The 26616-nt window shown below is 66.0% G+C and carries 26 protein-coding genes and 2 pseudogenes; 11 read left to right on the top strand and 17 right to left on the bottom strand.

What is annotated here, in order from left to right; genetic code table 11:
• A pseudogene (locus ACI8UR_RS07650) lies at nucleotides 1-295 on the bottom strand (luciferase); the annotation flags it as partial.
• Nucleotides 296-536: 241 nt separating this feature from the next.
• Between ACI8UR_RS07650 and ACI8UR_RS07645 the strand changes: the two are divergent.
• Nucleotides 537-1754, top strand: a complete 1218-nt coding sequence (locus tag ACI8UR_RS07645) for a putative manganese transporter (RefSeq protein ID WP_415087725.1) — start codon at nucleotides 537-539, stop codon at nucleotides 1752-1754.
• Nucleotides 1755-1811: 57 nt separating this feature from the next.
• Here the strand turns inward: ACI8UR_RS07645 and ACI8UR_RS07640 are convergent, their stop codons facing one another.
• On the bottom strand, nucleotides 1812-2771 hold the full coding sequence (locus ACI8UR_RS07640; RefSeq protein WP_415087724.1) for a transcription initiation factor IIB: 960 nt from the start codon (nucleotides 2769-2771) through the stop codon (nucleotides 1812-1814).
• A gap of 171 nt (nucleotides 2772-2942) precedes the next feature.
• Nucleotides 2943-4736 carry a flippase-like domain-containing protein gene (locus ACI8UR_RS07635; RefSeq protein WP_415087723.1) on the bottom strand — a complete coding sequence of 598 codons (1794 nt, stop codon included), beginning with the start codon at nucleotides 4734-4736 and terminating at the stop codon, nucleotides 2943-2945.
• A gap of 84 nt (nucleotides 4737-4820) precedes the next feature.
• On the opposite strand from ACI8UR_RS07635, the gene ACI8UR_RS07630 reads away from it, so the two are divergent.
• The 4 genes from ACI8UR_RS07630 to ACI8UR_RS07615 are packed head-to-tail and all read left to right on the top strand — an operon-like array spanning nucleotide 4821 to nucleotide 7433.
• Nucleotides 4821-5195: a hypothetical protein gene (locus ACI8UR_RS07630; protein ID WP_411716244.1), complete on the top strand. Its 375-nt coding sequence runs from the start codon at nucleotides 4821-4823 to the stop codon at nucleotides 5193-5195.
• A gap of 56 nt (nucleotides 5196-5251) precedes the next feature.
• Entirely contained in the window at nucleotides 5252-6283 is a 1032-nt protein-coding gene (locus ACI8UR_RS07625; RefSeq protein ID WP_411716243.1) for a DNA-methyltransferase, read from the top strand.
• A gap of 23 nt (nucleotides 6284-6306) precedes the next feature.
• On the top strand, nucleotides 6307-6981 hold the full coding sequence (locus ACI8UR_RS07620) for a type I 3-dehydroquinate dehydratase (RefSeq protein WP_411716242.1): 675 nt from the start codon (nucleotides 6307-6309) through the stop codon (nucleotides 6979-6981).
• Nucleotides 6982-7025: 44 nt separating this feature from the next.
• Complete coding sequence (locus ACI8UR_RS07615) at nucleotides 7026-7433, top strand: zinc ribbon domain-containing protein (protein WP_411716241.1); 408 nt, start codon at nucleotides 7026-7028, stop codon at nucleotides 7431-7433.
• A gap of 4 nt (nucleotides 7434-7437) precedes the next feature.
• On the opposite strand, the gene ACI8UR_RS07610 is transcribed toward ACI8UR_RS07615, so the two are convergent.
• The 5 genes and pseudogenes from ACI8UR_RS07610 to trpC form a co-directional block, all read right to left on the bottom strand.
• Nucleotides 7438-8604 (bottom strand): 3-dehydroquinate synthase II, encoded by a 1167-nt coding sequence (locus ACI8UR_RS07610; protein ID WP_411716240.1) that lies wholly within the window; start codon nucleotides 8602-8604, stop codon nucleotides 7438-7440.
• A 54-nt stretch (nucleotides 8605-8658) separates the two neighbouring features.
• On the bottom strand, nucleotides 8659-9453 hold the full coding sequence (locus ACI8UR_RS07605) for a 2-amino-3,7-dideoxy-D-threo-hept-6-ulosonate synthase (protein ID WP_411715279.1): 795 nt from the start codon (nucleotides 9451-9453) through the stop codon (nucleotides 8659-8661).
• 26 nt (nucleotides 9454-9479) lie between these two features.
• Nucleotides 9480-10487, bottom strand: a complete 1008-nt coding sequence (gene trpA / locus ACI8UR_RS07600; RefSeq protein WP_411715280.1) for a tryptophan synthase subunit alpha — start codon at nucleotides 10485-10487, stop codon at nucleotides 9480-9482.
• Between the two features lie 2 nt (nucleotides 10488-10489).
• Nucleotides 10490-11860, bottom strand: a pseudogene (gene trpB / locus ACI8UR_RS07595) (tryptophan synthase subunit beta); the annotation flags it as partial.
• A complete protein-coding gene (gene trpC / locus ACI8UR_RS07590; protein ID WP_411715281.1) occupies nucleotides 11853-12626 on the bottom strand; it encodes an indole-3-glycerol phosphate synthase in 774 nt (257 codons plus the stop codon). The gene trpC and the pseudogene trpB, both read right to left, overlap by 8 nt.
• Before the next feature lie 174 nt (nucleotides 12627-12800).
• Between trpC and ACI8UR_RS07585 the strand changes: the two genes are divergently transcribed.
• Nucleotides 12801-13268, top strand: a complete 468-nt coding sequence (locus tag ACI8UR_RS07585; protein WP_411715282.1) for an MGMT family protein — start codon at nucleotides 12801-12803, stop codon at nucleotides 13266-13268.
• A 1-nt stretch (nucleotide 13269) separates the two neighbouring features.
• Here ACI8UR_RS07585 and ACI8UR_RS07580 read toward each other — a convergent pair whose 3' ends face one another.
• The 3 genes from ACI8UR_RS07580 to ACI8UR_RS07570 form a co-directional block, all read right to left on the bottom strand.
• Nucleotides 13270-14736, bottom strand: a complete 1467-nt coding sequence (locus ACI8UR_RS07580; RefSeq protein ID WP_411715283.1) for an acetyl-CoA hydrolase/transferase C-terminal domain-containing protein — start codon at nucleotides 14734-14736, stop codon at nucleotides 13270-13272.
• Entirely contained in the window at nucleotides 14733-15368 is a 636-nt protein-coding gene (locus ACI8UR_RS07575; protein WP_411715284.1) for a MaoC family dehydratase, read from the bottom strand. Before ACI8UR_RS07575 ends, ACI8UR_RS07580 begins: the two co-directional genes overlap by 4 nt.
• Before the next feature lie 123 nt (nucleotides 15369-15491).
• A complete protein-coding gene (locus ACI8UR_RS07570; protein WP_411715285.1) occupies nucleotides 15492-16496 on the bottom strand; it encodes an AIR synthase family protein in 1005 nt (334 codons plus the stop codon).
• A 107-nt stretch (nucleotides 16497-16603) separates the two neighbouring features.
• On the opposite strand from ACI8UR_RS07570, the gene ACI8UR_RS07565 reads away from it, so the two are divergent.
• Nucleotides 16604-17629: a response regulator gene (locus ACI8UR_RS07565; RefSeq protein WP_411715286.1), complete on the top strand. Its 1026-nt coding sequence runs from the start codon at nucleotides 16604-16606 to the stop codon at nucleotides 17627-17629.
• On the opposite strand, the gene ACI8UR_RS07560 is transcribed toward ACI8UR_RS07565, so the two are convergent.
• Entirely contained in the window at nucleotides 17630-18460 is an 831-nt protein-coding gene (locus ACI8UR_RS07560) for a lysostaphin resistance A-like protein (protein WP_411715287.1), read from the bottom strand.
• 6 nt (nucleotides 18461-18466) lie between these two features.
• A complete protein-coding gene (gene lonB, locus ACI8UR_RS07555) occupies nucleotides 18467-20569 on the bottom strand; it encodes an ATP-dependent protease LonB (protein WP_415087722.1) in 2103 nt (700 codons plus the stop codon).
• 170 nt (nucleotides 20570-20739) lie between these two features.
• Here lonB and ACI8UR_RS07550 point away from each other — a divergent pair, with 170 nt between their 5' ends.
• The 4 genes from ACI8UR_RS07550 to ACI8UR_RS07535 all read left to right on the top strand — a co-directional run bounded on the left by ACI8UR_RS07550 (nucleotide 20740) and on the right by ACI8UR_RS07535 (nucleotide 23971).
• The gene (locus ACI8UR_RS07550) at nucleotides 20740-21285 is read left to right on the top strand and encodes a nicotinamide-nucleotide adenylyltransferase (protein ID WP_411716136.1); all 546 of its coding nucleotides are present in this window, start codon (nucleotides 20740-20742) and stop codon (nucleotides 21283-21285) included.
• 6 nt (nucleotides 21286-21291) lie between these two features.
• Entirely contained in the window at nucleotides 21292-22068 is a 777-nt protein-coding gene (locus ACI8UR_RS07545; protein WP_411716137.1) for an S-adenosyl-l-methionine hydroxide adenosyltransferase family protein, read from the top strand.
• 61 nt (nucleotides 22069-22129) lie between these two features.
• A complete protein-coding gene (locus ACI8UR_RS07540) occupies nucleotides 22130-23299 on the top strand; it encodes an SPFH domain-containing protein (RefSeq protein ID WP_411716138.1) in 1170 nt (389 codons plus the stop codon).
• Nucleotides 23300-23356: 57 nt separating this feature from the next.
• Nucleotides 23357-23971, top strand: a complete 615-nt coding sequence (locus ACI8UR_RS07535; RefSeq protein ID WP_411716139.1) for a winged helix-turn-helix transcriptional regulator — start codon at nucleotides 23357-23359, stop codon at nucleotides 23969-23971.
• A 66-nt stretch (nucleotides 23972-24037) separates the two neighbouring features.
• Here the strand turns inward: ACI8UR_RS07535 and ACI8UR_RS07530 are convergent, their stop codons facing one another.
• The 4 genes from ACI8UR_RS07530 to ACI8UR_RS07515 form a co-directional block, all read right to left on the bottom strand.
• Nucleotides 24038-24280, bottom strand: coding sequence for a hypothetical protein (locus tag ACI8UR_RS07530; protein WP_411716140.1), 243 nt, complete (start codon nucleotides 24278-24280; stop codon nucleotides 24038-24040).
• A gap of 176 nt (nucleotides 24281-24456) precedes the next feature.
• A complete protein-coding gene (locus ACI8UR_RS07525) occupies nucleotides 24457-24849 on the bottom strand; it encodes a TRAM domain-containing protein (RefSeq protein ID WP_411716141.1) in 393 nt (130 codons plus the stop codon).
• Nucleotides 24850-24888: 39 nt separating this feature from the next.
• Nucleotides 24889-25635 (bottom strand): YkgJ family cysteine cluster protein, encoded by a 747-nt coding sequence (locus ACI8UR_RS07520; RefSeq protein ID WP_411716142.1) that lies wholly within the window; start codon nucleotides 25633-25635, stop codon nucleotides 24889-24891.
• A gap of 54 nt (nucleotides 25636-25689) precedes the next feature.
• Entirely contained in the window at nucleotides 25690-26460 is a 771-nt protein-coding gene (locus ACI8UR_RS07515; RefSeq protein ID WP_411716143.1) for an MBL fold metallo-hydrolase, read from the bottom strand.
• Nucleotides 26461-26616 lie beyond the last annotated feature (156 nt).

Below are 26616 nucleotides of genomic sequence, written 5' to 3'. Positions count from 1 at the left end.
GGTAAGCGCCGTTGCCGGCGACGAGGACGCGGGTCGCGTCGTCCGGCAGCGGGTCGATGCGCGAGTCGTCGCCAAGGGGGTCGAAGCCGTCGGCACGCACCGGCGTCGTCACGTAGAGGTCGTAGCCGTCGGCTAACTCGGTGTGTGTCTCTTCGTCCGGGAACTGTTCGCGGCCCTCGTAGTCGACGACGACGGATTCGACGTCGAGGTCGTCGGCCGCTTGCAGGTCGTGTTCGGCGGGTTTCAGCGCCACGGTGTCGATGCCGACACGACGGAGGGTTGTACCTGTTAGCATCGTATCAGCCGCGGAAAACCGGGCGACGCGGCAGCACTCATTACCGTATTCTCGGTGCTGAACCTGATATGGGTATCGATAGACGGCAAATCTGCCGGGCGAACCACACGGCAGGAATCGATACCGGCTGGAATGTGCCACGACCAAATGTTATATGTGTGGTTAGCCGAAACTATATTTTGATGCGTCTAAACATTCGATTCGATGGGGGTTCTTCCCGATCGGGTTGGAGGTGAACCCCATGCTCGGGACGGCAGAGGCCCTCGACATCTTCGTCGTCTCCCTCAGGGACGGGTTCGTTCAGGTGAGTGCCTTCGTGGCGGTCACCGTCCTCCTCTTCAGCTATCTCCAGTATCGGACGGGCGGGCGGATGATCGAGTTCCTCGAGAACAACGAACGGCTCCAGCCCATCGCGGGCGGCCTGCTCGGGTTGACGCCAGGCTGTGGCGGCGCGATTATCGCCATGCCGCTGTACATCCGCGGCACCATCAGCTTCGGTACCGTCGTCGCCACGCTCGCCGCGACGGCGGGCGATTCCGCGTTCGTCATCCTCGCGCTCGCACCGGAGGCCGCGGTGTACGCCTACGGGCTGGCGCTTCTCTCCGGCATCCTCTTCGGCTACGCCATCGACATCTGGGGGCTGGGCGTGGGCCGTATCGACAGCGCCGTCGAGAAGGCGAGCGGGCCGATAACCGACGGTGGGTTCGCCACCGCAAGCGTCGCCGACGGCGCCCCGAGCGTCCCGCCAACCGATTCGGCCGCGTGTGACCACGACGTGACGACCCGTGAGAACAGAGTAATGACGACGCTCAGCCACGCGGTTCACGTCGCGTGGTGGGGTGTCACCCTCGCCGGCCTCGCCGCTGGCATCGAGTATCTGCGTCGTGGCGCTCCGGAAGTCGCCGTCTCCTTCGAACCGACGTTCTCCGGGCTGTTCACCGTCGCCGGCCTGCTTGGGACGACGTTATCGGTGTATCTGTATCTCGTCGGCCGGCGATATATCGGCGAGAGCGACACCGGCCGCATCCGTGAGTCCTTCGCCGACGCCTACTCGACGTTCCGCCACGCGGCGATGGAGACGAGCATGGTCACGGTGTGGGTCATCGCGGCCTATCTGCTGTACGAATACGGCGTCGTCATCTTCGCGGTCGACATCGGCGCGCTTGCCGCCGCGGCCGGCATCCTCGCGCCCATCGGTGGCGCCCTTCTCGGTCTCATCCCCGGCTGTGCGCCCCAGATTGTCTTCGCCGGGGTCTACGCCAACGGCGGCATCCCGTTCTCGGCGCTGACGGCCAACGCCATCAGCCAGGACGGCGACGCGCTCTTCCCGCTCATGGCTATCGACATGAAAGCGGCCATCATCGCGACGATTTACACAACGGTTCCGGCCCTCGTCGTCGGTATCGGCCTTCACTACGTCTGGCCGTACGCCGACTTCGGCTTCGGCGTCATCGGCTGACGCCGCGCCGTGGCCGTCGCTGGCGACTCGAACAGCGACCGGCGAAAAGAAACGACGTTACGCGACCGCGAGGTCTTGCTCGGCTTCGAGCAGCTCGTGATACCGGTTGCGGATGGTGACCTCGGAGATGTCGGCCACCTCGCTCACGGCAGCCTGGGTCGTCTTCTCGTTGGTGAGCAGCGACGCGGCGTAGACGGCGGCGGCCGCGAGACCGACCGGCGATTTGCCGGAGTGGACGCCCTGCTCTTTTGCGTTCTGCAGCAGCTTCCGTGCGCGGTTCTCGGCCTCGTCGCTCAGTTCGAGGTCGCTCGCGAAGCGCGGCACGTAGCTTTCGGGGTCGGCCGGCTGGACTTCGAGCCCGAGCTCTCGGACGACGTAGCGGTACGTGCGTGCGATTTCGCTCTTCTCGACGCGGGAAACCGCCGACACTTCGTCGAGGCTCCGCGGGACGCCGGCCTGCCGGGCGGCGGCGTAGACGGACGCCGTCGAGACGCCCTCGATGGAGCGGCCCGGCAGGAGGTTCTCGTCGAGGGCACGGCGGTAGATGACCGACGCGGTCTCTCGGACGTTGTCCGGGAGGCCGAGCGCCGATGCCATGCGGTCGATTTCGCCGAGCGCCTGCTTGAGGTTGCGCTCCTTGGAGTCGCGGGTGCGGAACCGCTCGTTCCATTTGCGGAGCCGCTGCATCTTCTGGCGCTGATTGCTTGACAGGGAGTTGCCGTAGGCGTCCTGGTCGCGCCAGTCGATGTTCGTCGACAGCCCCTTGTCGTGCATCATGTTCGTCGTGGGGGCGCCGACGCGGGATTTCTCGTCTTTCTCGGCGCTGTCGAAAGCGCGCCACTCCGGCCCGCGGTCGATCTCGTCTTCCTCGACGACGAGGCCGCAATCGCGGCAAACCGTCTCGCCGTGTTCGGTGTCGGCCGCCAGCTTCCCACCGCACTCGGGACAGCCGGCTCGCTCGTCTCGTTCATCCTCCGTTTCTGTCTCGGTCGTACGCGTTCTTGTGTGCTCGCTCATGCTACGAGGCGGGTGCTACCAGGTAGGGATACACCCCGAAAAGACCCGGTCAGCGTTCGCTACCCAAAAGACGGTCGAAAGTCATTTAAATGTTTCGTAACTTTCGAGCGATACGACTTGAATCGGTAGTCTCGCGTATGAATTCGATCCGGAATCGAACTGTTTATATACTTAGTCTCGGTCGACGTCGCGCGATTCTTCGACGGCCTGCGTCAGTGAGACATTGAAATACAGCGTCGAGACGACGCCGCCGACGACGGTGACGACGTTCTTGATGGCGTGGTCGACGATGGCCGCGGCGAGGGCGACGCTCCAGCCGACGGGCGTCAGCGCGACGACGATGAGCGAGAAGGCGCCTTCGTAGAGGCCGATACCGCCCGGCGACAGCGGCAACACCTTCGCGAGATTGCCGACGCTGACGGCGAAAAAGCCGATGGCGACGAGCTCCCACAGCGCGAGGTCGACGCCGAAGGCGGCGAAGACGACGAGTGCCGTCACCACGTCGATGCCCCAGATGAGAAGGCTCGACCCGCCGACCAGGGCGAACGCTCGCCTGTCCTCGGCGATGGTCTGGACGTCGCTTGCGAACCGTTCGACGATGCTGGCGACGTAGTCGACGTAGGAGTCGCTGCTGATTTTGCCGAGCGCCGCCCGCACGAGGTTCCGGTCGGAGCGGGCCGTTGCCACGATGACCGCGACGGCGCCGAGCGCGACCGCCCCGACCGCCGCGGCGACGTACACCGCCGTCTGTCCGCTCTGTTCGCCCGACTGTGGCGCCTCGCTCGCGCCGAGTGCGGTCACGTCGACGCCGGCAAGCGCGAGCGCGAGGAACGTCACGCCCGCGAGGACGGTGATCGTCAGGAGGTCGAACACGCGCTCGATGGCCAGCGAGGCGAAGCCCGAGGTGTAGGGGATGTCGCGGCGCGCCTTCACGATGTAGGCCCGCACGGCGTCACCTGCCCGCGCCGGGAACACGAGATTACCCGTCTGGCTGATGAAGACGGCCGCCGTGAGGAAGCCGACGCGCTCCCGATAGCCGAGTTCGCCGAGGATATCGCGGTATCGGGCGCCGCGCAGCGGCCACGAAAGGAGGTAGACGAGCGTCGCAATCCCGACCAGTCGCGGGTCGGCCTGCCCCATCGCCTCGATGACTGCCGAGGGGTCGAGATACACGGTCATCAGCAGTATCGCAACGAGGACGAGCAGCGTCCCCGCGGTCATCGTCACCCGGCGGTCGATCTTCGGGCGGACGCCGACTTGCCACCAGAGCCTGAGGATGCCGCTGCCCATCCCGAGGACGTCACGCACGAGGTCGACTTTCGTGTCGCCTTTTGGCTCCCACTCGACGGGGAATTCCTTGACGTCGTAGCCGGCCCGCTGGGCGCGAACGAGTATCTCGGTATCCCAGAACCAGTGGTCGTCCTCGACGTCGTTGAGGAGGTCGAGCAGCGCCTCGCGGTCGAACGCCTTGAATCCGCACTGGTGGTCGTACATCGGCGAGCGCAAGAAGAGCCGGACGAGCGCGTTGTAGCCGGTGGAGGCGACCCCGCGTTCGGGCTCCCGTTCCTGTTTCTCGCCCGGCATCCGTCGGGAGCCGGTGGCGATGTCGTACTCGCCGGAGCGGACGGATTCGACCAGCTCCTCGAGATGCGCCATGTCCGTCGCGAGGTCAGTGTCGAAATACACCAGTACGTCGCCGTCGCTGGCCCGGAAGGCCCGCTCTAAGGCGCCCCCGCGACCAAGTCGTTCGTCGCTGTGGAAATGCCGCACCCGGTCGTCTTCCTCGGCCATCCGGGTCGCGATTTCGGGCGTGGCATCCGCACAGCCGTCCTCGGCGACGATAACCTCAAAACTGCCGTCCGGAAGGAACGATTCGAGCGTCGAAAGCGTCACGGTGACGGTGTGCTCGATGGTGTCCGCCTCGTTGTAGGCGGGCAAGACGACGCTCACCTCCCGGTCTGTCATCGGCCGTGTGTCCGGTTGGGCCGGGTATGAACCTTCTGTCTGGCGGTCGGAACCGCTTTGATGGTCGCCCAAGAATGGCCGCCAATGGTCGAAACGCTCACGCTGGGTGTCGTCGGACTCGCCATCGCTGTCGCCCTGTTGGCCGTGCTACTACGCGTTACGGGCAAATCGGACGGCCAGCGCGCCAAGGACGCGGCACACGAACAGGCCCAACAGCGGCCGCCCTCGGAGGCCGCAGAGAAGGGCGAAACGTACGACCTCGTCGTCAAGGAAACCCAGTACGACCGCGTCCCCCCGGAGGTACGCGGCACGATAAACGGCCTGCAGACGTTCGTTCGCGACGTGCCCGCCCCCGACGGCGCCGACGCGCTCGGTGAAGGCGACGCCATCCGCGTGCAGGTGACGGATTACGGCACGCAGGGAACCACGGCGCAGGCGCGGTATCTCGGGCGCCCCTGAGGAAAGCCCCTGCCCCTAACCGCAAGACCCGTTAGGCGGCCGCCGTATCTCTGCGTGTGCAGACCACACACGAGATGCGCATCGGCGACGCCCGGTCGCTCGACGTCGAGGCCGGACGCGTCGACCTCGTCGTCACGTCGCCGCCGTATCCGATGGTCGAGATGTGGGACGACGGGTTCGCCGCCCAGGACGACGCCATCGAGACGGCCTTGGAGGCGGGCGACGGCGACGCCGCGTTCGAGGCGATGCATTCCCTGCTGGACGACGTCTGGGAGCGAGTCGCCGACGCGCTCTGTGGGGGCGGTATCGTCGCGGTCAACGTCGGCGATGCCACCCGGCGCATCGACGACGAGTTCCGCCTCTATCCGAACCACGCCCGCATCATCGAGGCGCTCTCGGCGGCCGGCCTCACGCAACTGCCGGGCATCATCTGGCGCAAACCGACCAACAGCACGGCGAAGTTCATGGGCTCCGGCACGCTGCCGACGAACGCCTACGCGACGCTCGAACACGAACACATCCTCCTGTTCCGGAAGGGCGGCACCCGCTCGTTCCCGCCGAACGACGACGACCGCTACGCTTCGGCGTTCTTCTACGAGGAGCGAAACGAGTGGTTCTCGGACTGCTGGGAGGTGCGGGGCCGTCGGCAGACGCTCGATGACGACGACGGCGCCCGCGAACGCTCCGGCGCGTTCCCGCTCGAAATCCCGCTTCGTCTCGTCCGGATGTACTCTGTGCAGGGCGACACCGTGCTCGACCCCTTCGCCGGCACCGGCACCACATCGCTCGCGGCGCTTCTGGAGGGCCGGTCGTCGGTCGGCGTCGAGCGCGACCCAACGCTCGCCTCGGCGTTCGAGACGCGCTCCGAGAACGCGCCGACGCTATCCCGAGATATCGCCGCCGAGCGTCTGGCCGACCATCGGTCGTTCATCGCCGACAACGAGGACAACGCGAACTACGAGGCTGACCACTACGACACGCGCGTGGTGACGAACAACGAACGCGGCATCCGACTGCCGACGGTCACCGACATCCAGCGGCTGGCCGACGACCCGTTGCGATTCACGGCGAGCCACGAGCCATTTTAACCCCCCACCGCCACACTCAGAGCATGTCCATCGATTTCGACTCGTTCACGCTCGCGGCGTCGACGGCCGACCTCGGCGAGGAGCCGGCGGCCCGCGAGCACGCCGACTGCGTGGAGTTCCGGATGGATCTGGCCGACGAGCCGCTGGACGCGCTGGCCGACTACGACGGCGACCTGCCGCTTTTAGTCACCAATCGCGCCGAATGGGAAGGCGGCGAGGCCACCGACGAGGGCCGCACCGAGGCGCTCGAAACCGCCGTCGCCCACGATGCGGTCGGCGCGGTCGATATCGAGCTCGCTGCCATCGAATCGGGCGAGAGCGGCACCCTCGTCGACGCCGCGCAGCGTCACGACGCCGCCGTCGTGGTCTCGACACACGATTTCGAGGCGACGCCCTCCGAGGGTGAACTCCGGTCGTTGCTCATGCGTGCGGCCGGCGCTGGCGACGTGGCGAAACTCGCGGTCACGGCTGACACCCGAGACGACACCCTCGCGCTGCTGTCCGCGACCCACGAACTGACCCAGCGCGGCCAGCGCGTCGCCACGATGGCGATGGGCGAGGCCGGCAGTCACACCCGCGCCATCGCGCCCGTCTACGGGTCGAAAATCGGGTATGCGCCGGTCGACCCCGCGAAGGCGACCGCCCCCGGCCAGTACGACCTCGAAACGCTCAGGACGCTTGTCGACCGGCTGAGATAGCAGCCCGCAGGTTTATACGCCCGTGTACGGTACGGAGGGCTGACATGAGCACATCGCGCGAGAAACGGCCCATCGTGGCCGCGCTTCTCTCTTTCGTCCAACCCGGCCTCGGCCATCTGTATCTGCGGTCGTGGGTGCGGGCGGCGCTGTGGGCCGGCCTGTGGCTTGGGTCACTTGCGACCATCGTCCTGACTGCGGGCGTCAATCTCACGACTGTCGATGCGCTTGCGGCCGTCTTCGGCCTCTTTGCGACGCTGGAAACGTTCCCCATCGAGGCGACGCTCGCGATGTTCACGGTGACGATATTCGCAACACTGGACGCCTACTGGCTCACTACCCGAACGAACCACAAGCGCCGCACCGACGTGGGGCGTTGCCCCCGCTGCGGGAAGGACACCGACCCGACGCTCGATTTCTGTCACTGGTGTACGGCGCGGCTGGACGACCGCTGAACCGTTACTTCTCGATGATGCTCTCCTCGACGGCCTCGCCGAAGTGCCGCGCCACGTCCTCGTAGTAGACGAGCAGTTCGTCGCCCGCTTCGATGTCGGTGACGGCTTTCCGCCCGGTGGCGGTGGCGACTTTGATGGTTTCGGCGTTCTGCAACAGCGTCTCGATGCGGTCGCCGTTCTCCAGTTCCGTCTCGACGCGGAACATCGGACGCTTCTCGATCTTTGCGCGGCCGACGAGCGCCTCGCGGGTGTTGCCGTCGGTGTCGACGACCTGCACCTCGTCACCCGATTTGAGCTCGGCGAGATACTTCGTGCCCCCGTCGGGCGTCCGGACGTAGGCGTGGACGGCGCCGGCGTTGACCCGGAAGGGTCGGCTGGCGACGTACGGCGAATCGGCCGTCTCGGCGTGGACGAAAAAGAGGCCGCGAGCCATCGATCCGACGAGCATCCCCTCGTCGTGGTTGAGCATCGAGGCGGTGTCGACGCAGACCCGGTCGGCCGACCCGGTCTGTTCGATCTCCGTGACCGTCGCCGTCTGGAGGTCGAGCCGCTCGCGCTCCGTGGCGTCGCGGGCCTCGACAGTCCCTCGAATCTCGTCGGGGCTGTCGGTGTCCAGAAGCACCGCGTCAGCGCCGATTTCGAGCGTCTCGAAGGCCGTCTCGGCCTCCTCGGCAGTCTGGACGCCCGCGACGAGTTCGGTCTCCTCGCCGATGCGGGCGATGAGGTTCTCAAGCGGGATGATCTGCCAGTCTTCGCCGATGACGATGGTGTAGTCGGCGTCCTGTGCGGCCGCCTCCGCGAACGACTCGTACTCCTGGTTGCGGATGCGGATGTACGCGCCCGCCGGCCCCTCGGTTCGGCGCAGCGTCGTCAGATCGGCCGACCCGGAGTAATCGTTCGGCAGATCGACCGTTCCGTCGCCCTCGCCGCCCTTGCCGACGACGACGGCGTCCGGTTCGGCTTCCTCTTCTTCCTCTGCATCCATCACGTGGACGTCGTCGCCGGCGAAGGCGGCGACGTTGACCTCACCGAGGTCGCGCACGCGGCCGACGTCGCGTCGGTCGACGAGCACCCAATCGACGCCGGCTTCGAGGCCGGCGGTGATACGGCGCTTTCGCGCCTCCCAGTCGCCGACCTCGTCGTCGGCTTTCAGCCATACGGAGCGTGTCATGCTCGTCGGAACGTTCGGGGCTGTATTTAACATGGCGGAAGGAACAGTCAGCACTCAGGCTTCGACGGCGAGGCCGGCGGCTTCGAGCGCATCCTCCGCGGAGCGGTCGTCGTGGACGACGAGCGAGACCGCCCGTGCCATCTTCTCGGGGTCGTCGTGCTGGAAGATCGTCCGCCCCATCGACACCCCGGCGCCGCCGGCATCCATCGCGCCGCGGACGTCTTCGAGCGCCGCGAGGTCGCCGTCCGGCGACCCACCGGCGATGAGAACGGGCAGTCGCGTCGACTCACAGACGTGCTCGAAGCTCTCGGCGTCGCCGCTGTACCCCGTCTTGATGAGGTCGGCGCCGAGTTCCTCGCCGAGGCGGACGGCGTGGCCGAGCGCCTCGGGATCGTCGCCCTCGATGTCCGGGCCGCGGGCGTACGCCATCGCCAGGACGGGCATGCCGTACTCGGCGGCCTCGTCGGTGAGCCGGCCGAGTTCCTCGATCTGTTCGCGCTCGTAGTTCGAGCCGGCGTTGAGATGGAACGAGACGGCGTCGGCACCGGCGCGGATGGCGGCTTTGACCGACCCGGTCGCGCGCTTGTCGTTCGAATCGGGGCCGATGACGGTCGAGCCGTTGAGATGGACGATGTAGCCCGCGTCGTTTTTGTTCCCGTGGACGCGTGAGGCGACGCCCTTCTGGGTGAGAACGCTGTCCGCACCGCCGCGAGTGATGGCGTCGATAGTGGATTCGATGTCTTTCAGGCCTTTCACCGGCCCGAGTGTGATGCCGTGATCCATCGGGACGACGACGTACCGGCCGTCCGTCCCGAGGCGGTCGAGGCGTGCGGCGGTTCCTGTGTTCATGCTACGTGATGGTGTGGTAGGTTCGGTCATGTTCCTTCCGGTCGCGGCCGACGTTGCGCGCCGGCGAGCGCCCCTTCTTTGAGTTCGCGCGCTTTCTCCTCCAGTCGCTCTGCGACCGTCTCGGCCGGCAGGTCGTTCTCGACGCCCTCGGCGACGATATCGACGAGTGCGGAGCCGACGATGACGCCGTCGGCGCCCGCCGCGATTACCTCGGCGGCCTGCTCGCCAGAGGAGATACCGAAGCCGACCGCCTTCGGAACGTCATATTCGGAGAGACGGGCCAGGCTCTCGCTCGTCTGGTCGCTGACCTCCTGGCGGGCGCCCGTCACGCCGAGGCGCGCCTGCACGTACACGTAGCCGGAGACGTGTTCCATCATCCGCTCTAATCGCTCGCCGCGCGTCGTCGGCGCGACGATGAACACCAAATCGAGGCCGTGTTCGTCACAGGCCTCCCGAAGCGTGTCGGCCTCCTCGGCGGGCAGGTCGGGGACGACGAACCCCTGGATGCCGACCTCGGCGGCTCGCTCGACGAACGGCCGAACCGGCGGGTCGTTGGCGCTCGCGGCTCCGTTGTCGCCGCTCGCGCGTTCCGAGGTGCCACGCGCCTCGCTCCCCCCGTACTGATAGATGAGGTTGTAGTAGGTCATACACACGAGCGGCACGTCGACGTCGAGTGCCTCGACGAACTCGAAGAACCGCTCGGGGGTCATCCCGCCTTCTAGCGACCGGACGACAGCCTGCTGGATGGTCGGCCCCTCCGCAATCGGTTCCGAGAACGGTAAGCCGAGTTCGATGACGTCGGCGCCGCCGCGGGCCAACGCCTCGACGTACTCGAGCGAGGATTCGAAATCGGGGTCGCCGGCGGCGAGATACGGCACGAACGTGGGCTCGTCGAAGGCGGCTTCGAGGCCCTCTGGTTGTCCGCCATCGGTTCTCACCTGGTTCGAGGTCTCGTCGCCGCTGCTCGCGTGTCGTCGCTTCGCTCCTCCCGCTCGCTCCGTCGCGGACTCCCTGCGGTCGTCCGCGCCGCTCATTCTTCGAACACCTCCATCGTCGGAGCGTTCTCCAGGTCGCGCTTGTCGGTCTCCTCGATGACGGCTTCGAGGTCTTTGTCGCCACGCCCGGAGACGTTGACGACGACGGTATCGGGGAGTTCAACGTCGTGGTCGTCCGAATCGGGGCCGGCGACCTCCTCCAGGAAGCCGAAGGCGTGGGCCGTCTCCAGTGCGGGGATGATACCCTCCGCCTGCGAGAGCCGGTGGAACGCCTCCAGTGCGGCCTCGTCACCGACATTGACGGGCGTGACCCGATTCTCGTCGACGAGGTAGGCAAGCTCCGGGCCGACGCCGGAGTAGTCCAGGCCCGAGGAGACGCTGTGTGACTCCATAATCTGGCCGTGGCTGTCCTGCAGGAGCTTCGTTCGCGCGCCGTGGAGGATGCCCTCTTCGCCAGTCGACAGTGAGGCCGAGTGCGGGGCGACGCCTTCTTCCTCATCGACGGTCAGCGAGGAGCCACCCGCTTCGACGGCATAGAGGTCGATGCCTTCGATGTCTCGCGGGTCGCTTTGCTCGCGGTTCCCGTCGCCACCGCTCGCATCGAGGCTTCTCGCTCCGCTCGAAGCCCCGCGCTCCCCGCTTGACCATCCCGCGGGGCGTGGCCCCGCGCGGTCGACGAATTCCGCAAACGCGCCCATCGTGTTCGACCCGCCGCCGGCACAGGCGATAACCGCGCCCGGCAGTTCGCCGAGCTGCTCTTCGGACTGTCGACGCATCTCCTCGGAGATGACCGACTGGAAATCCCGAACCATCGCGGGGAACGGGGCGGGCCCGACGACGCTGCCGATGACGTAGTGGGTCGTCTCGACGGTCGTCGCCCAATCACGCATCGTCTCACTGATGGCTTCCTTTAGGGTTCCGCGGCCGATATCGACGGGGTTCACCTCGGAGCCGTTGATGCGCATCCGGAAGACGTTGGGGCGCTGGCGATTGATGTCCCGTCGCCCCATGTAGATCTCACACGGCATATCGAGGTGGGCGGCGGCCATCGCCGTCGCGGTGCCGTGTTGGCCCGCGCCGGTCTCGGCGATGATGCGCTCTTTGCCCATGTACTTCGCCAAGAGCACCTGCCCGAGGGCGTTGTTGAGTTTGTGTGCGCCGCCGTGCAGCAGGTCTTCGCGCTTCAGATACACCTCGGTATCGTAGCGCTCGGAGAGCTGGTCGGCCCGCTGCAGCGGCGTCGGCCGGCCGCCGAAGTCCCGGATTCGCTGCCGGAACTCGTCCATGAAGCCGTCTTCGTTCTCCAGTACGTACCGCTCGTAGGCGTCGGTCAACTCCTCGATGGCGGGCATCAACGCCTCGGGGACGTACTGGCCGCCGTAATCGCCGAACGTGTGTTCTGATTTAGACATTGGTGAGTCGCTCCGTGTTCTCGCGGACGGGCCCGTCCATGATGGCGGAGCCGACGAGGAGCCCGTCGGCGCCCGCCCGGCGCATCCGCGAGACGTCCTGCTGTGTAGCTATGCCGCTTTCCGCAATCAGGGTGACGCTCTCCCGGGCAGCTACCGGAATCGAATCCTCGACGCGCTCGAACGTCCCGAGGTCGACCTCCAGTTGTGCGAGGTCGCGGTTGTTGACGCCGATAATGTCGGCACCCGCCGCCAGTGCCGTCTCGACCTCGTCGGCCGTGTGTGCCTCGACGAGTACCTGGAAGCCGCGTTCGCGCGCGGCGGCCAACAGCCCCTCGAGGTCGTCGACGAACCGAACGATGAGGAGGACGACGTCCGCCTCGACGGCGTCGAGCTGCGCCTCGTCGACGATGAAATCCTTCCGGAGCACGGGTACGTCGACGGCCTCTCGAATCACCGTCAGCGTCTCGGCCGACCCGCCGAAATGCTCCGGTTCGGTGAGGACGGACAGCGCCGCTGCCCCACCTTCGACCATCGATTTGGCGAGATCGACGGGGTCGTCGGTTCGCTCGCCCTCCGTCGTCGGACTGGTCGGTTTCACCTCCGCGATGAGCGGGACGCGCCCATCGGCTTTGGCGGCGTCGAAGGCCGCCGGCAGCGAGCGGGGATCGACCGAGAGCCGCGCCCCGCGCTCGCGGTTCGCCGCTCGCTCGGCGGCCGAGTCGAGTATCGACCGAACCGCCGGCGCCAACTCGTCGCTGGTGTTCATTACTGTACACTAACGCACTCTTGTGGTCATAAGAGTTGCGTCTTGGCGTGCCTGCGTGTCGGCGAAACCGGCGAAGAAGCCTACGACGTCGACCGCCTGTTCGTCGCCGACCTCATCGGGAACCACGAAACGCCCACCTCAACTTTCAAGCCACTCACCCCCGAGGTTCCGCCCATGAGCACCGAGTCGGAGGCGGGCATCTACGCGCGGGAATCCGAGTTTCTCGACCGCTACGTCCAGGTCGGGGTCGCGGGTAGCCGCGTCCTCTCCGTGTCCTTTCCCGAATCACCGGATGAGGACGCCGAGTCGGAACTTCCGTTGCTCGACCGCATCCAGGCGTATCTCGAAGGCGACAACGACGACTTCTCTGACATCGACGTGGCGATGACGATGCCGACCGACCAGCGGTCGGTGCTGGAGTCGGTGCGAGCGGTTCCGTATGGCGAGCAAGTCTCCGTCAAGCAACTCACCCGGATGGCCGCCGGCCTCGACCCCGAAGACGATGACGACATCCGACTCGTCCGGACGGCGCTCTCGGAGAACCCCGCCCCGCTCGTCATCCCCGACCATCGCGTGCGCGATGGCCCGAGCGCGGCGCCGCCGGGCGTCGAACAGGCGCTTCGCTCCGTCGAAGGGCTGTAAGTCACTCCCGTTTCTGCTGTCTGTTTCGCGGCCACGAAAGCGCCGTCTCAAGGTCGTGTGGCATGTGGCCGCCGTAGTCGTCGGCCCGCTCACGATACGCTCGCAGCGCCGGCCGGTATTCGGGGTCTGCGACGGCGACGATACGGTCGGCCCGCTCGGTCGGCGCCAGGCCACGGAGGTCGGCGATACCCTGGTCGGTCACGACCACGTCGATGTCATGTTCGGTGTGGTCGACGTGCGGCACCATCGGAACGATTCGTGAGAGGTCGCCATCGGCGGCCGTCGAGGGCAGTGCGACGACGGTAACGAGGCCGGAGCGGTTGAAATCGCCGCTGCCGCCCAGGCCATTGAACGCGTGCGTTCCGTCGACGTGCGTTGAGTTGACGTGGCCGTAGAGGTCGACTTCGAGGGCGCTGTTGACTGCCACAACGCCAAACCGCTCGATGAGCTCCGACGCGTTCGAGACGTCGACCGGCCGGAGTACGACGTCCTCGGCGTAGCGGTCGACGGCGTCGAAGAGTCGGTCTTGGCCGTCGCGAGTCAGCGCCAGCGTCGTCGCCGATGCGGATTCGAGAGTGCCGTCGTCGACCAGGTCGAGGAGGCCGTCTTGGAACACCTCACCGAAGTAGACGAGGTCGCGGTCGATATCCGCGTCGCCGAGTGCGCCCATCAGGGCGTTGCCGATGGCCCCAACGCCGAACTGGAGACGTACCGACTCCGACATCGTCGGATTGCGTTCGACCTCATCGGCGAGCCACGCTCGGAAGTTCGCGGCGATGGCGCGGTCGTCATCGTTTGGCTCCCGGAAATCGTACGTCGCGTCCCGGCGGTCTGTCTCGACGACACCGACGAGCTTCTCGGCGTCGAACTCGATTTTCGCGTCGCCGATGCGGTCACCGGGCTTGGACAGCGGAATCGGTTCGCGGTTCGGCGGCGCTCCGGGCTGGTAGATGTCGTGGAGTTGCTGGAGCGCGAGCGGTTGTGCGTGGTTCACCTCGACGATGAGGCGGTCTGCGGCCTCGATGAACGCCGGTGTCTGACCCAGTGCTGGTGAGGAAACCAGCCACTCCTCGCCGACTGCGACTGCCTCGACGACGGCGACATCGACAGCGGCGAGACCGCCGTAGAGGACTTCGTCGCCGAGCGAGGAGACGTGTCGGTCGTGGAAGGCAACGCGACCGTCGTTTGCGGCCTCACGGACAGTCGGGGTGCCGAGATAGGGGAACCGCCGCGCCATGTCGCCGGAGTCGACGAGCGTCGTGTCGATCTCGCCACCGACGCTGCCACCCGTGAGCACGGTGAGTTCGTGCTCGCCCGCCGCGGCTGCGATTGCCTCCGGAACCGCCTTCGGATAGCCGACGCTGCCGAAGCCGCTCGTGGCGACGACGGCGCCCGTCTCGATCCTCTCGGCGGCTTCTGCGGCCGTGACACGCGGCAGGTTCCCCTCGAATCGGTCAGTGACGGTCACGTATCGTCCTCCCGGCCCTCGCGTTCGATAACGCGGCCCTCGACGTCTTCGGGATGGGTGCCGACGCCGTCGGGCCAGCCCGTCGGGCGAGCGGCGGAGGGCTCTGCCGCCTCGCGTTTCAGCACCATCACTGTCCGCTCCAGCGAGAGCACGAGCTCGTCCATCTCGTTGTAGGCGCGCAGCTCCGTCGTCACGAGGCCGACGTGGTCGCGGGAGTCGCTTTCGCGTTTGTCGAGCACCTCGCTCTCGGCGAACAGCGTGTCCCCGTGGAAGACGGGAGCGTGGTGGCGCACGCGGTCGTAGCCGAGGTTCGCCGTCGCGTTCGCCGAGATGTCGATGACGCTCATGCCGACCGCAAGCGCGATGATGAACGTGCCGTCGACGAGGCGTTCACCGAACTCCGTGTCGGCGGCGTACGCCTCGTTGAAATGCATCGGATTGGTGTTCATCGTCAGGTTCGTCAGCCAGACGTTGTCCGTCTCGGTGACGGTGCGTCCGTAGGGGTGTTTGTAGACGTCGCCGACGCGGAAATCCTCGTAGTAGCGGCCCTGCCAGCCGGCCACGAGACGCCGGCTGTCCGCGGTCGAGGCCTCGCTGTCGACGAGCCGTGGCGCGTCGTCGGTGTCGGACATACGTTGGCCGACGCAGGAGCGAACGAAAAGCGTGTGGGAGGCGTCATACGGATTGTTGTACCAAATCACCGGCGAGCGGCCGGGACGGCTCGCCGCTCGCCGGTACGACTACAACAATCCGTATCAGCTATCGAGCAGTCGCTCGTAGACTGGCCACCCGGAATCACCCTCGGGTTGGGCGGTCGCTTCACCATCGAGGACGACGCCGCTGCCGGCCTCGACCGTGCCGATGACGCCGACCGGCGTCCCCCGCGTTTCGAGTGCGTCGACGACTCGGTCGGTGTCAGCCGAATCGACGGCGATGACGAGCGTCCCGGACGTCGAGGCCCGCCAGGCGTCCATCTCCAGTGCCGCGCAGGCGGCCTCGACACCGGGTCGCACTGGCACGCGGTCGCCGTCGACCGTCAACTGCACGCCGGCGCTTCCAGCTACCTCGTGGAGCGCGCCGAGCAGGCCACCTTCGGTAGCATCGTGCATCGCGTGGACGTCGCCCGCGGCCGCGGCGGTGAGTGCGTCACGAACCGCGCCCGTCTCGTCCAGCCGGGCCTGCGCCGTCGACAGCGTCTCGGGGGGCAGCTCGATTTTCTCCTCGAACAGCGTCGTCAGGAGGCCGACTGACTCGACCGCCGGCCCCTTCGTCACGAGCAGGTCGTCGCCGGGGCGGGCGCCGTCAGGCCGGACGATATCGGCGGGGTCACCGACGGCCATCCCAGTTGCGGCACCGACCCACGGGAACGAACACCCCTCGTAGCGGGCGGTGTGGCCGGTCACGACCGAGATGCCGAGGTCGCGACATTCGGCGTCGATAGCGTCCCAGACCTGCCCGAACGCTTCGTCGGACATCTCGGGCGGCAGCGAAAAGGAGATTGTGAGATGCGTCGGTGCGAGTCCGGAGACTGCCACGTCGGAGAGGACGATGCTGATGGCGAACCGACCGGCTCGTTCCCAGCCAAGCTCGGGCAGAATCGAGATCGGGTCGGTCGCCGTCACGAGGGCGTGGTCGCCGACCGAGATGACGCCGAAATCGACGCCGTGTTTCGGGCCGATGGCCACGTCGTCCCGGTCGCCGCCGAGATTCGGCGCGATTCGCTCCTCGAAGAACGCCCGCGATACCTTTCCCGTATCCATACTGCGAGGATGCCCGCGAGTGGCTTGGGCGCTTCGGCACGCATCCGATTGTTTCGGGCCGTGAGTCGGCTATGGACTTATATATCGAGTGGGCCCACAGTGTGTTCATGGCACGGGAAGACGAGGCCAACTCGCTCGTGGACATTCCGGGAATCGCCGGTATCCCATCGACCGAACCGAGTGACCTCGGTGATATCTCGATTCTGTTCGTCGACGACGAGCGGCAACTGCTCTCGATACTCTCCTCGAAACTCAAAGAGGAGATCGACTCTCTGGAGGTAGTGACGGCCAGCCACGGCACGGAAGGGCTCGAACTCCTCGAGAAGATGGATATCGACTGCATCGTCAGCGACTACAAGATGCCCGGCATGGACGGGCTGGAACTGCTCAAGGAGTGTCGCGAGCGCGACCCGGACATCCCCTTCATCCTCTTTACCTCGAAGGGTTCCGAGGCGGTCGCGACGGAGGCTATCAACGCTAACGTCACCGACTACCTCCAGAAGAACTTCGGCGAAGAGCAGTACGCGCTGTTGGCCAACCGCATCGAGAACGCGGTCAGCCAGTATCGCGCGAAACAGCTCGCACAGGACACCTACGAGCACATCCGCCGCATCCACGACCGCATCTCCGACGCGTATCTCGGCCTCGACAGCGACTGGCGCATCACGTACCTCGACGAGGAGGCGGCCGGCCTGTTCAACAACACCCGCACGGAGCTCATCGGCGAGACGTTCTGGGAGGCGCTGCCCCAGGCCGTGGGGTCGCCGTTCGAAGCGCAGTTCAAACGCGCCCTCGAAACGCAGGAACAGGTGGATTTCGAAACCCACTACGAGCCGTTCAACACGTGGTTCGAAGTGCGGGCGTTCCCCTCCGAAGCCGGGCTCTCGGTGTATTTCCGCGACATCACCGGCCTCAAATACCGCGATGAGGAGATCGAACGGCAGCGTGAACGCCTCACCACGGCTTCCGACGGCGTCGCCGAACTTCGCCAGGCTGTCGAGACTCTCGAAGCGCGCGCTTCCCGTGCCACCGACGCGTGTGCCTGCGAGGACGACTCCCTCGACGCCGTCACCGAGACCACCGCCGAACTCGCCGAACTGGTCGACGGGCTCGAATCGGCGCTCGAAGAGTAATCAGAACGGTTCCCAGCCGAGCCCTTCTATCACGACGAACTCGACAGCGTTGACGACGTAGTGTGCGATAACAACGACGAGCAGGCTGTTCGTGAGGATGAACGCTGTAGCCAGCACGAACCCGAGGAGACCGGTGACGACGACGCCGAGGCCGCCCTGTGCGCCGTGGCCCGCCGCGAAGGCGACCGACGAGACGACTGCCAGAAGCCACGGCGAGACGCCGAAGCCGACGGCGAAGGCACCGACCAAGGCGCCCCTGAAGAGCAGCTCCTCGAAGCCCGCGATGAGAGGCAACACGACGACGAGCAGGCCGACCCAGCCGGCGAGCGTCTCCGGGGCGAGTAACTCCCGGAGTTCCTCGCTCGGGTCGGCACCGAACGTCTCCGCGAGGCCGGCCGCCAGCGTGTTCACAAAGGAGATGGCGACGCCGAGCGCGACGCCGACGGCGACACCGAGACCCCCGGTGCTGATTGCGGCCTCCGTGATACCGAGCGCCGCGGCCGGCACGTCGGTCAGCCAGATGCCCGCAAGCAAAAGCAGCGCAAAGAGGCCGTGGGAGACGGCGACGTTCGCCAGAAGTGCTGCCGTCGACAGCTCCGGCCCCGGCGTCAGCGTCGATTCGGCTGGCGTCTTCCGGGTCGGTGCTGGCGCGTCCTCGATGTCGAGGTGGCCGGCACCGTCCGGCAGTCGGTTCAGCCAGCGAGATTCCTCGCGCGTGACGTAGGCGGCGGTTCCCGTACTGGTAACGACTGATTGGGAGGCACGTGCCAACAGCAAAAGCAGCGCGAGCACGACGAGCGTGAACCCGGCGAATGCAGCCCACCGGGTCACGATCCCTTACTGCGGGCTCGGGCTGGTGCCACCGACCTCGCGCTGTTCGAGCGCAGTGCCGGTGATGTTCTTGAGGCGGGCGATGAGCGAGTCCTTCTCGGGCTCGCCCGCGAGCGCCACATCGAGCACTTCGGAGATGTGTGAGACCGGGACGATATCGACCTGGTCTTTGTACTCGTCTTCGATCATCACGTCCTGTTCGTTCGCTTTCGGGATGATGATCGTTTCGAGGCCGGCCTTCGCGGCAGCCTCGATTTTGTGCGTGACGCCGCCAACCGGGAGGACGTCACCGCGGACGGACAGCGACCCGGTCATCGCCATGTCCTGGCGCACCGGGATGTCCTCCAGTGCCGAGATGACCGCGGTGGCCACCGTGATGGAGGCGGAGTCGCCGTCGACGCCGCCCTCACCGGCCTGGACGAACTGGATGTGGACATCCTTCTGGGAGATGTCCTCGTCGCTGAACTTCTTGATGATGGCGGAGACGTTCTGGACTGCCTCCTGGGCCATCTCCTTCAGCTGGCCGGTCGCGATGACCTGGCCGGCCCCCTGCGAGGGGGTGACCTCGGCCATGACGGGGAGGACGATACCGGAGTCCTCGCCCATGACCGCGAGGCCGTTGACGCGGCCGACCACGTCACCCTCGCTGACGGTGAGTTCGTAATCCTTCCGACGTTCGATGTAGTCGTCGGCGAGCTGTTGCTCGATGGAGCGCGACCGCGCCTTCGCCTGGAGCACGTCATCGCGGGTCGTGGACTCCTTGTTCTCCGCGCGGGCGATGTCGCCTGCGACGCGGATGAGCCCGCCGAGGCTCCGGAACTTCAGGGTAAGGTGGCCCTTCCGGCCGGCGCGGCGACGGGCTTCGAGGATGACCTCCTCGATCGCCTCCTCTTCGAACGCGGGCAGGCGGCCGTCGTTTGTGACCTCCTGGGCGACGAAGCGGGCGTACTTGCGCCGCATCTCCGGGGAGTCCTCGATGGTGTCGTCCATGTACACCTCGTAGCCGTACCCCTTGATACGGGAGCGCAGCGCCGGGTGCATGTTCTCCATGGCGTCGAGGTTCCCCGCAGCGACCATCACGAAGTCGGTCGGGACGGGCTCGGTCTGCACCATCGCACCGGAGGAGCGTTCGCTCTGGCCGGTGATGGAGAACTCGCCCTCCTGGATGGCCGTCATCAGCTTCTGCTGGCTGCGGATATCCAGCGTGTTCATCTCGTCGATGAAGAGGACGCCTTTGTTCGACTTGTGGATCGCGCCGGCTTCGACGCGGTCGTGGCTTGGCGTCTCCATGCCGCCGGACTGGAAGGGGTCGTGGCGGACGTCACCGAGGAGAGCGCCGGCGTGGGCGCCGGTCGCGTCCTCGAACGGTGCGACCTGCTGGTCGGCGTTGTTGACAAGCAGGTTCGGCACCACCGCGTCGCTGCCGCGTCCCATGTACCGGAACGCGAGGTAGATGATACCTGCAGCGATGATACCCAACAGTAGCTGTTGGGCGATGAGGATGGCGTAGCCGAACACCACCGCGATAATGATCCACATGAGGAACGAACGCATCTGGTTGCGCTTGCGTGCTTCCTCCTTGTGGGCGTCGACGATCTGTTCTCCCTTCCCCGCGGGAACTGTCCGTACCTTCGGCTCGTTGCCGTCGTCCGGGTTGTGATAGACGAGTACGTCCTGAAGCTCCTCTTTCGGCAGGAGTTGGCTCATCGCCTTCGCCAGCATCGATTTACCCGTACCGGGCGAGCCGATCATCATCACGTGTCGGCGCTGTTTTGCCGCTTTCAGAATGATATCGCGGGCGTGATCCTGCCCGATGACCTGGTCGACGAGACGATCCGGCACCTCGATTTCCTCGCTGGAACCGATTTGCAGACCGCCGAGGAGGTTATCCTCCTCGTCTTCGTCGATTTCGACCTCGGCGTCGACTTCCACTTCACTACCGAGGTCGGAGCCGTCGAGCAACTCTTCGTCGTCATCGAGTCGCTCGTCGGCGCCTGTCTGGTCGGGAACCCGAGGCTCCTCACCATCGCGGCCGGAGTCGGGCTCCTCGTTCGGGGGCCGACGCTCGTCGGCGTCGGTCGCCTTGTCTGCGTCATTGTTGTTGCTCATAGAACCGTTGCTATCATCGATATTGAGGGGTCGTCAACTGATATACTTTCTCCCCACGTCACGCTCTGCCTCCGATGAAAACCGACGTATAGCGCCAGCTTGAGCCGACCCGTAATAAGCCGTGTGGTCGACTCGTCGGGTTTATCAGAGACGACCCCGACGGGCCACGTATGACGCGGGGGTTCTATATCGGCCGATTCCAGCCGTTCCACGAGGGCCACCATGCGATGGTCGAACGAATCAGCGAGGAGGTCGACGAGCTCGTCGTCGGCATCGGGAGCGCAGACCAATCGCATACGGTCAGAAACCCGTTCACGGCCGGCGAGCGTATCATGATGATAACCAAGACGCTCGTCGAGTTCGATTTGGTGACGTACGCCGTCCCCATCGAAGACCTGAACCGCAACTCCGTGTGGGTGAGCCACGTCCAGTCGATGAGCCCGCAGTTCGACGTGGCCTACTCGAACAATCCGCTCGTCGTCCGCCTCTTCGAGGAGGCCGGCATCGAGGTGCGGCAATCGCCGATGTATCAGCGCGAGGAGTTCGAGGGCACCGAGGTGCGCGAGCGGATGGCCCGGCACGGCGACTGGGAGACGCTCGTCCCGGACGCCGTCGCCGAAGTCATCGACGAGATCGACGGCGCCGACCGCATCCAACAGATCACCGCGACGGACGCCAACGGCGCCAACGGCAACGGCGACCCCGCAGACGAATAGCGATCGATGATAACGCTCACCTCCGATTTCGGGACGCCGTATCCAGCGTCGATGAAAGGCGTCATCCTGGAGCGATGCGACGCCCGCCTCGTCGACATCGGCCACGAGTTCCCTCGGCAGGACATTCGCGCGGCCGCCTTCTGGCTCACGCAGGTGCTCCCGGAGTTTCCGCCCGCCGTCCATCTCGTCGTCGTCGACCCCGGCGTCGGCACCGACCGTGCGGCGCTCGTCGTCCGCGCCGGCGACCACCTGCTCGTCGGCCCCGACAACGGCGTGCTCATGCCGCCGGCCCGCGAACTCGCAAGCGGCGGCGACGGCGATTTCGATACCGACATCGACGCCTACGAACTCGACATCGAGAACCCCCGGAGTTCGACGTTCCACGGCCGCGATATCTTCGCTCCCGGCGCCGCGCTCGTCCACGAAACCGGCATCGACCACCTCCCGGAACTGGACGCGCTCTCGCCGGCGTCCGACGTCGCAGACCTCGAACTCCCTGCCCCCGATGTCCGCATCGACGGCGCGAACGGCGAGGTGCTCGTCGTCGACGATTTCGGCAACGTCATCACCAACGTCCCAGGCGACGTCCTCGAGGGGTTCGACCGCATCAGCGTCAACGGCACTCCTGCGCCCGTCGTTCCCTCCTATGCCCACGCGGAGGTCGGTGAGGCCGTCGTGACCGTCGGCAGCCACGGCAACGTCGAATTCGCGGTCAATCAGGGCCGTGGCGACGAGGCGTTCGACCTTGCGGCCGGCGACGCCATCGCTCTCGAATTCGAGTGACACGGCCGCTGTCACCGCCCGTCGGCCGAACCCTTATGCAACGGTCGGCCTAAGGCGTGGTATGTTCACTCCCCTCCAGATTGGCGGGATCGTTCTCCCCATCGTCGCGCTGCTGTTGCTCACGGTGGCGGTGGTAGCCGTCTATCAGGCCATCGAAATCGTCAACGCCTACGAGAAACGCGCGCTGACGGTGTTCGGTGAGTACCGGAAGCTTCTGCAGCCCGGTATCAACTTCGTCCCGCCGTTCGTCTCCCGGACGTACACGTTCGACATGCGCACGCAGACGCTCGACGTGCCACGTCAGGAGGCGATCACCCGTGACAACTCGCCGGTCACGGCCGACGCCGTCGTCTACATCAAGGTGATGGACGCCAAGAAGGCGTTCCTCGAGGTGGACGACTACAAGAAGGCCGTCTCGAATCTCGCACAGACGACACTGCGGGCGGTGCTGGGCGACATGGAACTGGACGACACGCTGAACAAACGCCAGGAAATCAACGCCAAGATTCGCAAGGAACTCGACGAACCGACCGACGAGTGGGGTATCCGCGTCGAGAGCGTCGAGGTGCGGGAGGTCAACCCCTCGAAGGATGTCCAGCAGGCGATGGAGCAACAGACCTCCGCCGAGCGGAAGCGGCGGGCCATGATTCTGGAAGCACAGGGTGAGCGCCGCTCCGCCATCGAGACGGCCGAAGGTGACAAACAGTCCAACATCATCCGCGCACAGGGTGAGAAACAGAGCCAGATTCTGGAAGCACAGGGTGACGCCATCTCGACGGTGCTGCGGGCAAAATCGGCCGAATCGATGGGCGAGCGGGCCGTTATCGAGCGCGGCATGGAGACGCTCGAAGAGATCGGGCAGGGCGAATCCACGACGTTCGTGCTGCCGCAGGAACTCACGTCGCTGCTCTCCCGGTACGGCAAGCACCTCACCGGCAGCGACGTCCAGCCGCAGTCGGAACTGCTTGAGGGCCTCGAGTTCGACGATGAGACCCGCGAACTGCTCGGCCTCGACAATATCGAGGACATCCTCGGACAGATCGACGAGGAGACCGAAATGAACGTCGAGGAGATGGAGGCCGAGGCGCAGGCCATCAAGGAGGGCGCAGACGCCAGCATCCGCGACCCGGACGAGGTCATCGCCGAGATGGACGAGGAGATTCCGGACGCGGACGTCGACGACAAGACGGAAACGGATACGGACGCCGATGTCGAGCGCGAGTCCGAATAAAAACGGCCGGCGGTTCGTGGCGAAGTTGTTTTATTACGCAGTTGTCTAGGAAGGCCAATGACCGATGGTGACGTCGACGAGAGCAAGCGGGCGACGCTGAAGCGGTTCGCCGCGCTCGGAGCGGCGACGCCGCTCGTTCGGCTCTCCGAGGACGAAGCCAGCGACGTCCGCGACGCCATCGTCGGCTATCTCGCCGCCACGCCCGGCGCGCATTTCTCGAAACTCCGGGACGAACTCCAGCTCGGCACCGGCGAGACCCAACACCACCTCCGAAAACTGGAGCGTGACGGCGCCATCGAACACCGCAAGGACGGCGAGTACAAGCGCTACTTCCCCGCCGGCCGCTTCTCGGATTTCGAACAGCGCGCGCTCGGCTATCTCCGACGAGAGACGCCCCGGCGCATGCTCATCGCCCTCCTCCGTGACCCCGAGGCGAGCGGCACCGATATCGCCGAGGCAGCCGGCGTCTCCCGGTCGACGGTTTCGAAGTACGCTGCCGAACTGGAGTCTGCGGGCCTGCTTTCACGGGAGGATGGCTACGCAATCGAGCGCCCGGAGACGCTTTTGACGCTCGTGGTTCGATACGCCGACTCCTTCGGTGAGGATGCCGTGGCGTTCGCCGGCGACGCTGACGGGTTCGTTCAGTACGATCCCCAACTCAGCGAGGAGTAACCTCGTCCGTCGAAAATCAGGTACTCGACCGCAGCGGGCAGTTTCTCGGAGCAACGAGCCGCCGTTTTAGACCGTCACTTTCCACGTCGTCCCCGAGGAGTAGCCCCACTTCTCGACGTCGACGTCGAAGTTGCCTTCACAGATCGCGGTCATGTTCGCGCCGACCTCCTTCGCCGACATCCCGAGTTCCTCGCCGATGAGCCGCGATTTGAAGTAGGTCTTCATCCGTCCCTTCTCGCGGAGGTGTGCGAGGATGCGCTGCTGCTTGTCGGTGAGGTCGGTCGTCTGTGCGGCTGTGGTCGCGCTCATACTACGGTACAGCGGCTACCCCACAAAAGGCGGTTTGGTACAGTCGGTCAACACCGCGCTTGCATGCGGTTTTGCCCTTTCACGACCGCCGGTCGGTCGGGTGAGTAGCCGGGGTTGGTACGAGGTGGAAACGAGTGCATGGAGCGTCCGCGCCGGGGCGGACGCCCAAGAAATCGTCAATCCAGAATTTCGCCGACTGCGAAGTTCGATTTCACTTCGGAGATTTCGACTTTGACGCGCTCGCCGACCTCGCCGCCGGGAACGATGATGACGTAACCGCGCTCGACGCGGGCGATGCCGTCGCCCTGCTTGCCGAGGTCTTCGATTTCGACGTAGCGAATCTCGCCCTCTTCGACGGGGGGTTGCGGTTCGCCGCTCGGCGGCTCCTCGCTCGGCGATTCGGTAGTCGTAGTCTCGTGCTCGCCGGAAATCAGCGCAATGCGGTGGGTGTCGCCGGCCTCGATGGCACCGGTGTCGACCTCTCGACGGGGGATTTCGACGATGAAACGGTCGTCCTCTTCTTCGACTTCAGCACTGAACAGACACAGGAGTTTATCGGAGATTTCCATAGACCTTCGCTCCGGACATGTGTTGGCCGTGTATAGAAACTATCGCCTGTCGAGGGACGTTCCGTCCGGCCGCTTTGCCCCTTCCGAGTCGTGAACGACGACTCCCTCGACATCCGGCCGGGGTTCGTACTCGTTCCGGAGGTCGATGGCCTCCTCCAATTCCCGGATAGCGCGTCGTTTGAGCGCTTCAGCCAGCTCTTCGGCCTCTTCGCGGCTGATGTCGCGGCCGAGCCCTTCACATTCGTGGGCGCGGACGAGGCCCTCGCGGTCGACGGCCTCGCCCATGGGCTCGTTCGTGCCGCCCAGCGCGACGCTGAAGGGATAGGTCTGACACACGAGCGGGCGGCTGTCGTGTACTGTACACGCGCCGGTGCCGCCGTCTCGCGGCTCGTCGTCGCTCGACCGTTCGGAGTCGCTCCGCGACTCCCCCTCTTCGTAGAACGCACAGTCGCCACAGGCGTCGGTTTGCAGCGCCCACTCGAACGTCTCACCTTCGGGGCCCGCCTCGCCCTCACTGACGCCGTACGGCATCGGTCGGGCGGCGTCGCGCCAGTCGTACTCCTCGTCGAACGTCTCCTCAGCAGCCCCTTGCAGTTCCCGCACCTCGTCGGGGAACACGGTTGCTGTGTGTGGTTCTTTGGTACCCTCCTCGCCTTCGGGTGGGTCGTTCGCCTTACAGCAGGCCCCACAGCGGGTACATTCGAAGCCGATGGACTCGATGGCGTCGGCGAGTTCGGCGACTGATAGCTCGCGGGCCCGTTCGAGTTCGGTTTCGAGACTCTCCATACGGATGTGTTTCGGGGCGAGCGGGATAAGAAGCGCGCTCGGGGTGCGGCGATGTCAGGCCGGGTCAGCGTGGGCGCCGTCCCACTCGACACGCCCCTCGTGGTGGAGCTTATCCAGATGCGCGCGAACGGTCGCGCCAGCGAGGTCTTTCACGCCGCTGAGGTCTTTTTCGTAGGCGGCATCGACGATTTCGGCGACGGTTCGATTGCCGGCCCGAACGGCCTCCAGGACGCGCTGCTCGCGGTCGAGGCGGTGATTGATGAGCCGCTCGCAGGTCGGTCGAACGTCCTCGATGACGGGCCCGTGACTCGGAAACAGCTTGTCGGGGCTCATCGCTCCCACCCGGCGCAGGGAGGTGATGTAGGCGCGCATGTCGCCCTCCGGTGCGCCGACGACGACGCTGCCGGCGGCGACGGCGAGGTCGCCCGTGAGCAGCGAATCGGCGGCCTGGAAGGCGACGTGCTCTCGCGCATGGCCGGGCGTGTCTCGGACGGCGATGGTTCCGTCGCCCGTCCGGATGGTCGTCCCCTCGCGGAACATGCGGTCGGGTTCGATGTCGGTGGCGGCCGTGAATGACTCCTCACGCCCATAGCGACACCAGACGGTGGCGTCGGCGAGGCGGGCGTACTCGGAGACGGCACCGACGTGGTCGGGGTGATGGTGGGTGACGGCGACGTGGCCGACGCTGTCGAGTTCACGTTCGATGCGGTTGTCCGGGGCCGGCGGGTCGACGAGCAAGGCCTCGTCGCGGCCGACGATGTAACAGGCGGTCTGTCCGGTCGGCGCCCGCGTCGGGACGTCTACGGGGACGCGCGAGACGTGCATAGCCGACGATAGGACGGCGACGGTTTAGGTGAAGCGGTGCAGGCGCTAATCCCCCTTCCTCCACGGAGCGACCGAAGGGAGCGGAGTAGGGAGGGGATACAGCGCCGTCTTCGTTCACTTTCACTGTACGGCGCGACCTTACTACCCCGGCGGTCG

The organism is Natronomonas sp., from assembly GCF_047616845.1.
Classification (GTDB): domain Archaea; phylum Halobacteriota; class Halobacteria; order Halobacteriales; family Haloarculaceae; genus Natronomonas.
The sequence above is the reverse complement of the archived record's forward strand: the minus strand, read 5'-3'. Positions and strand labels throughout refer to the sequence as shown.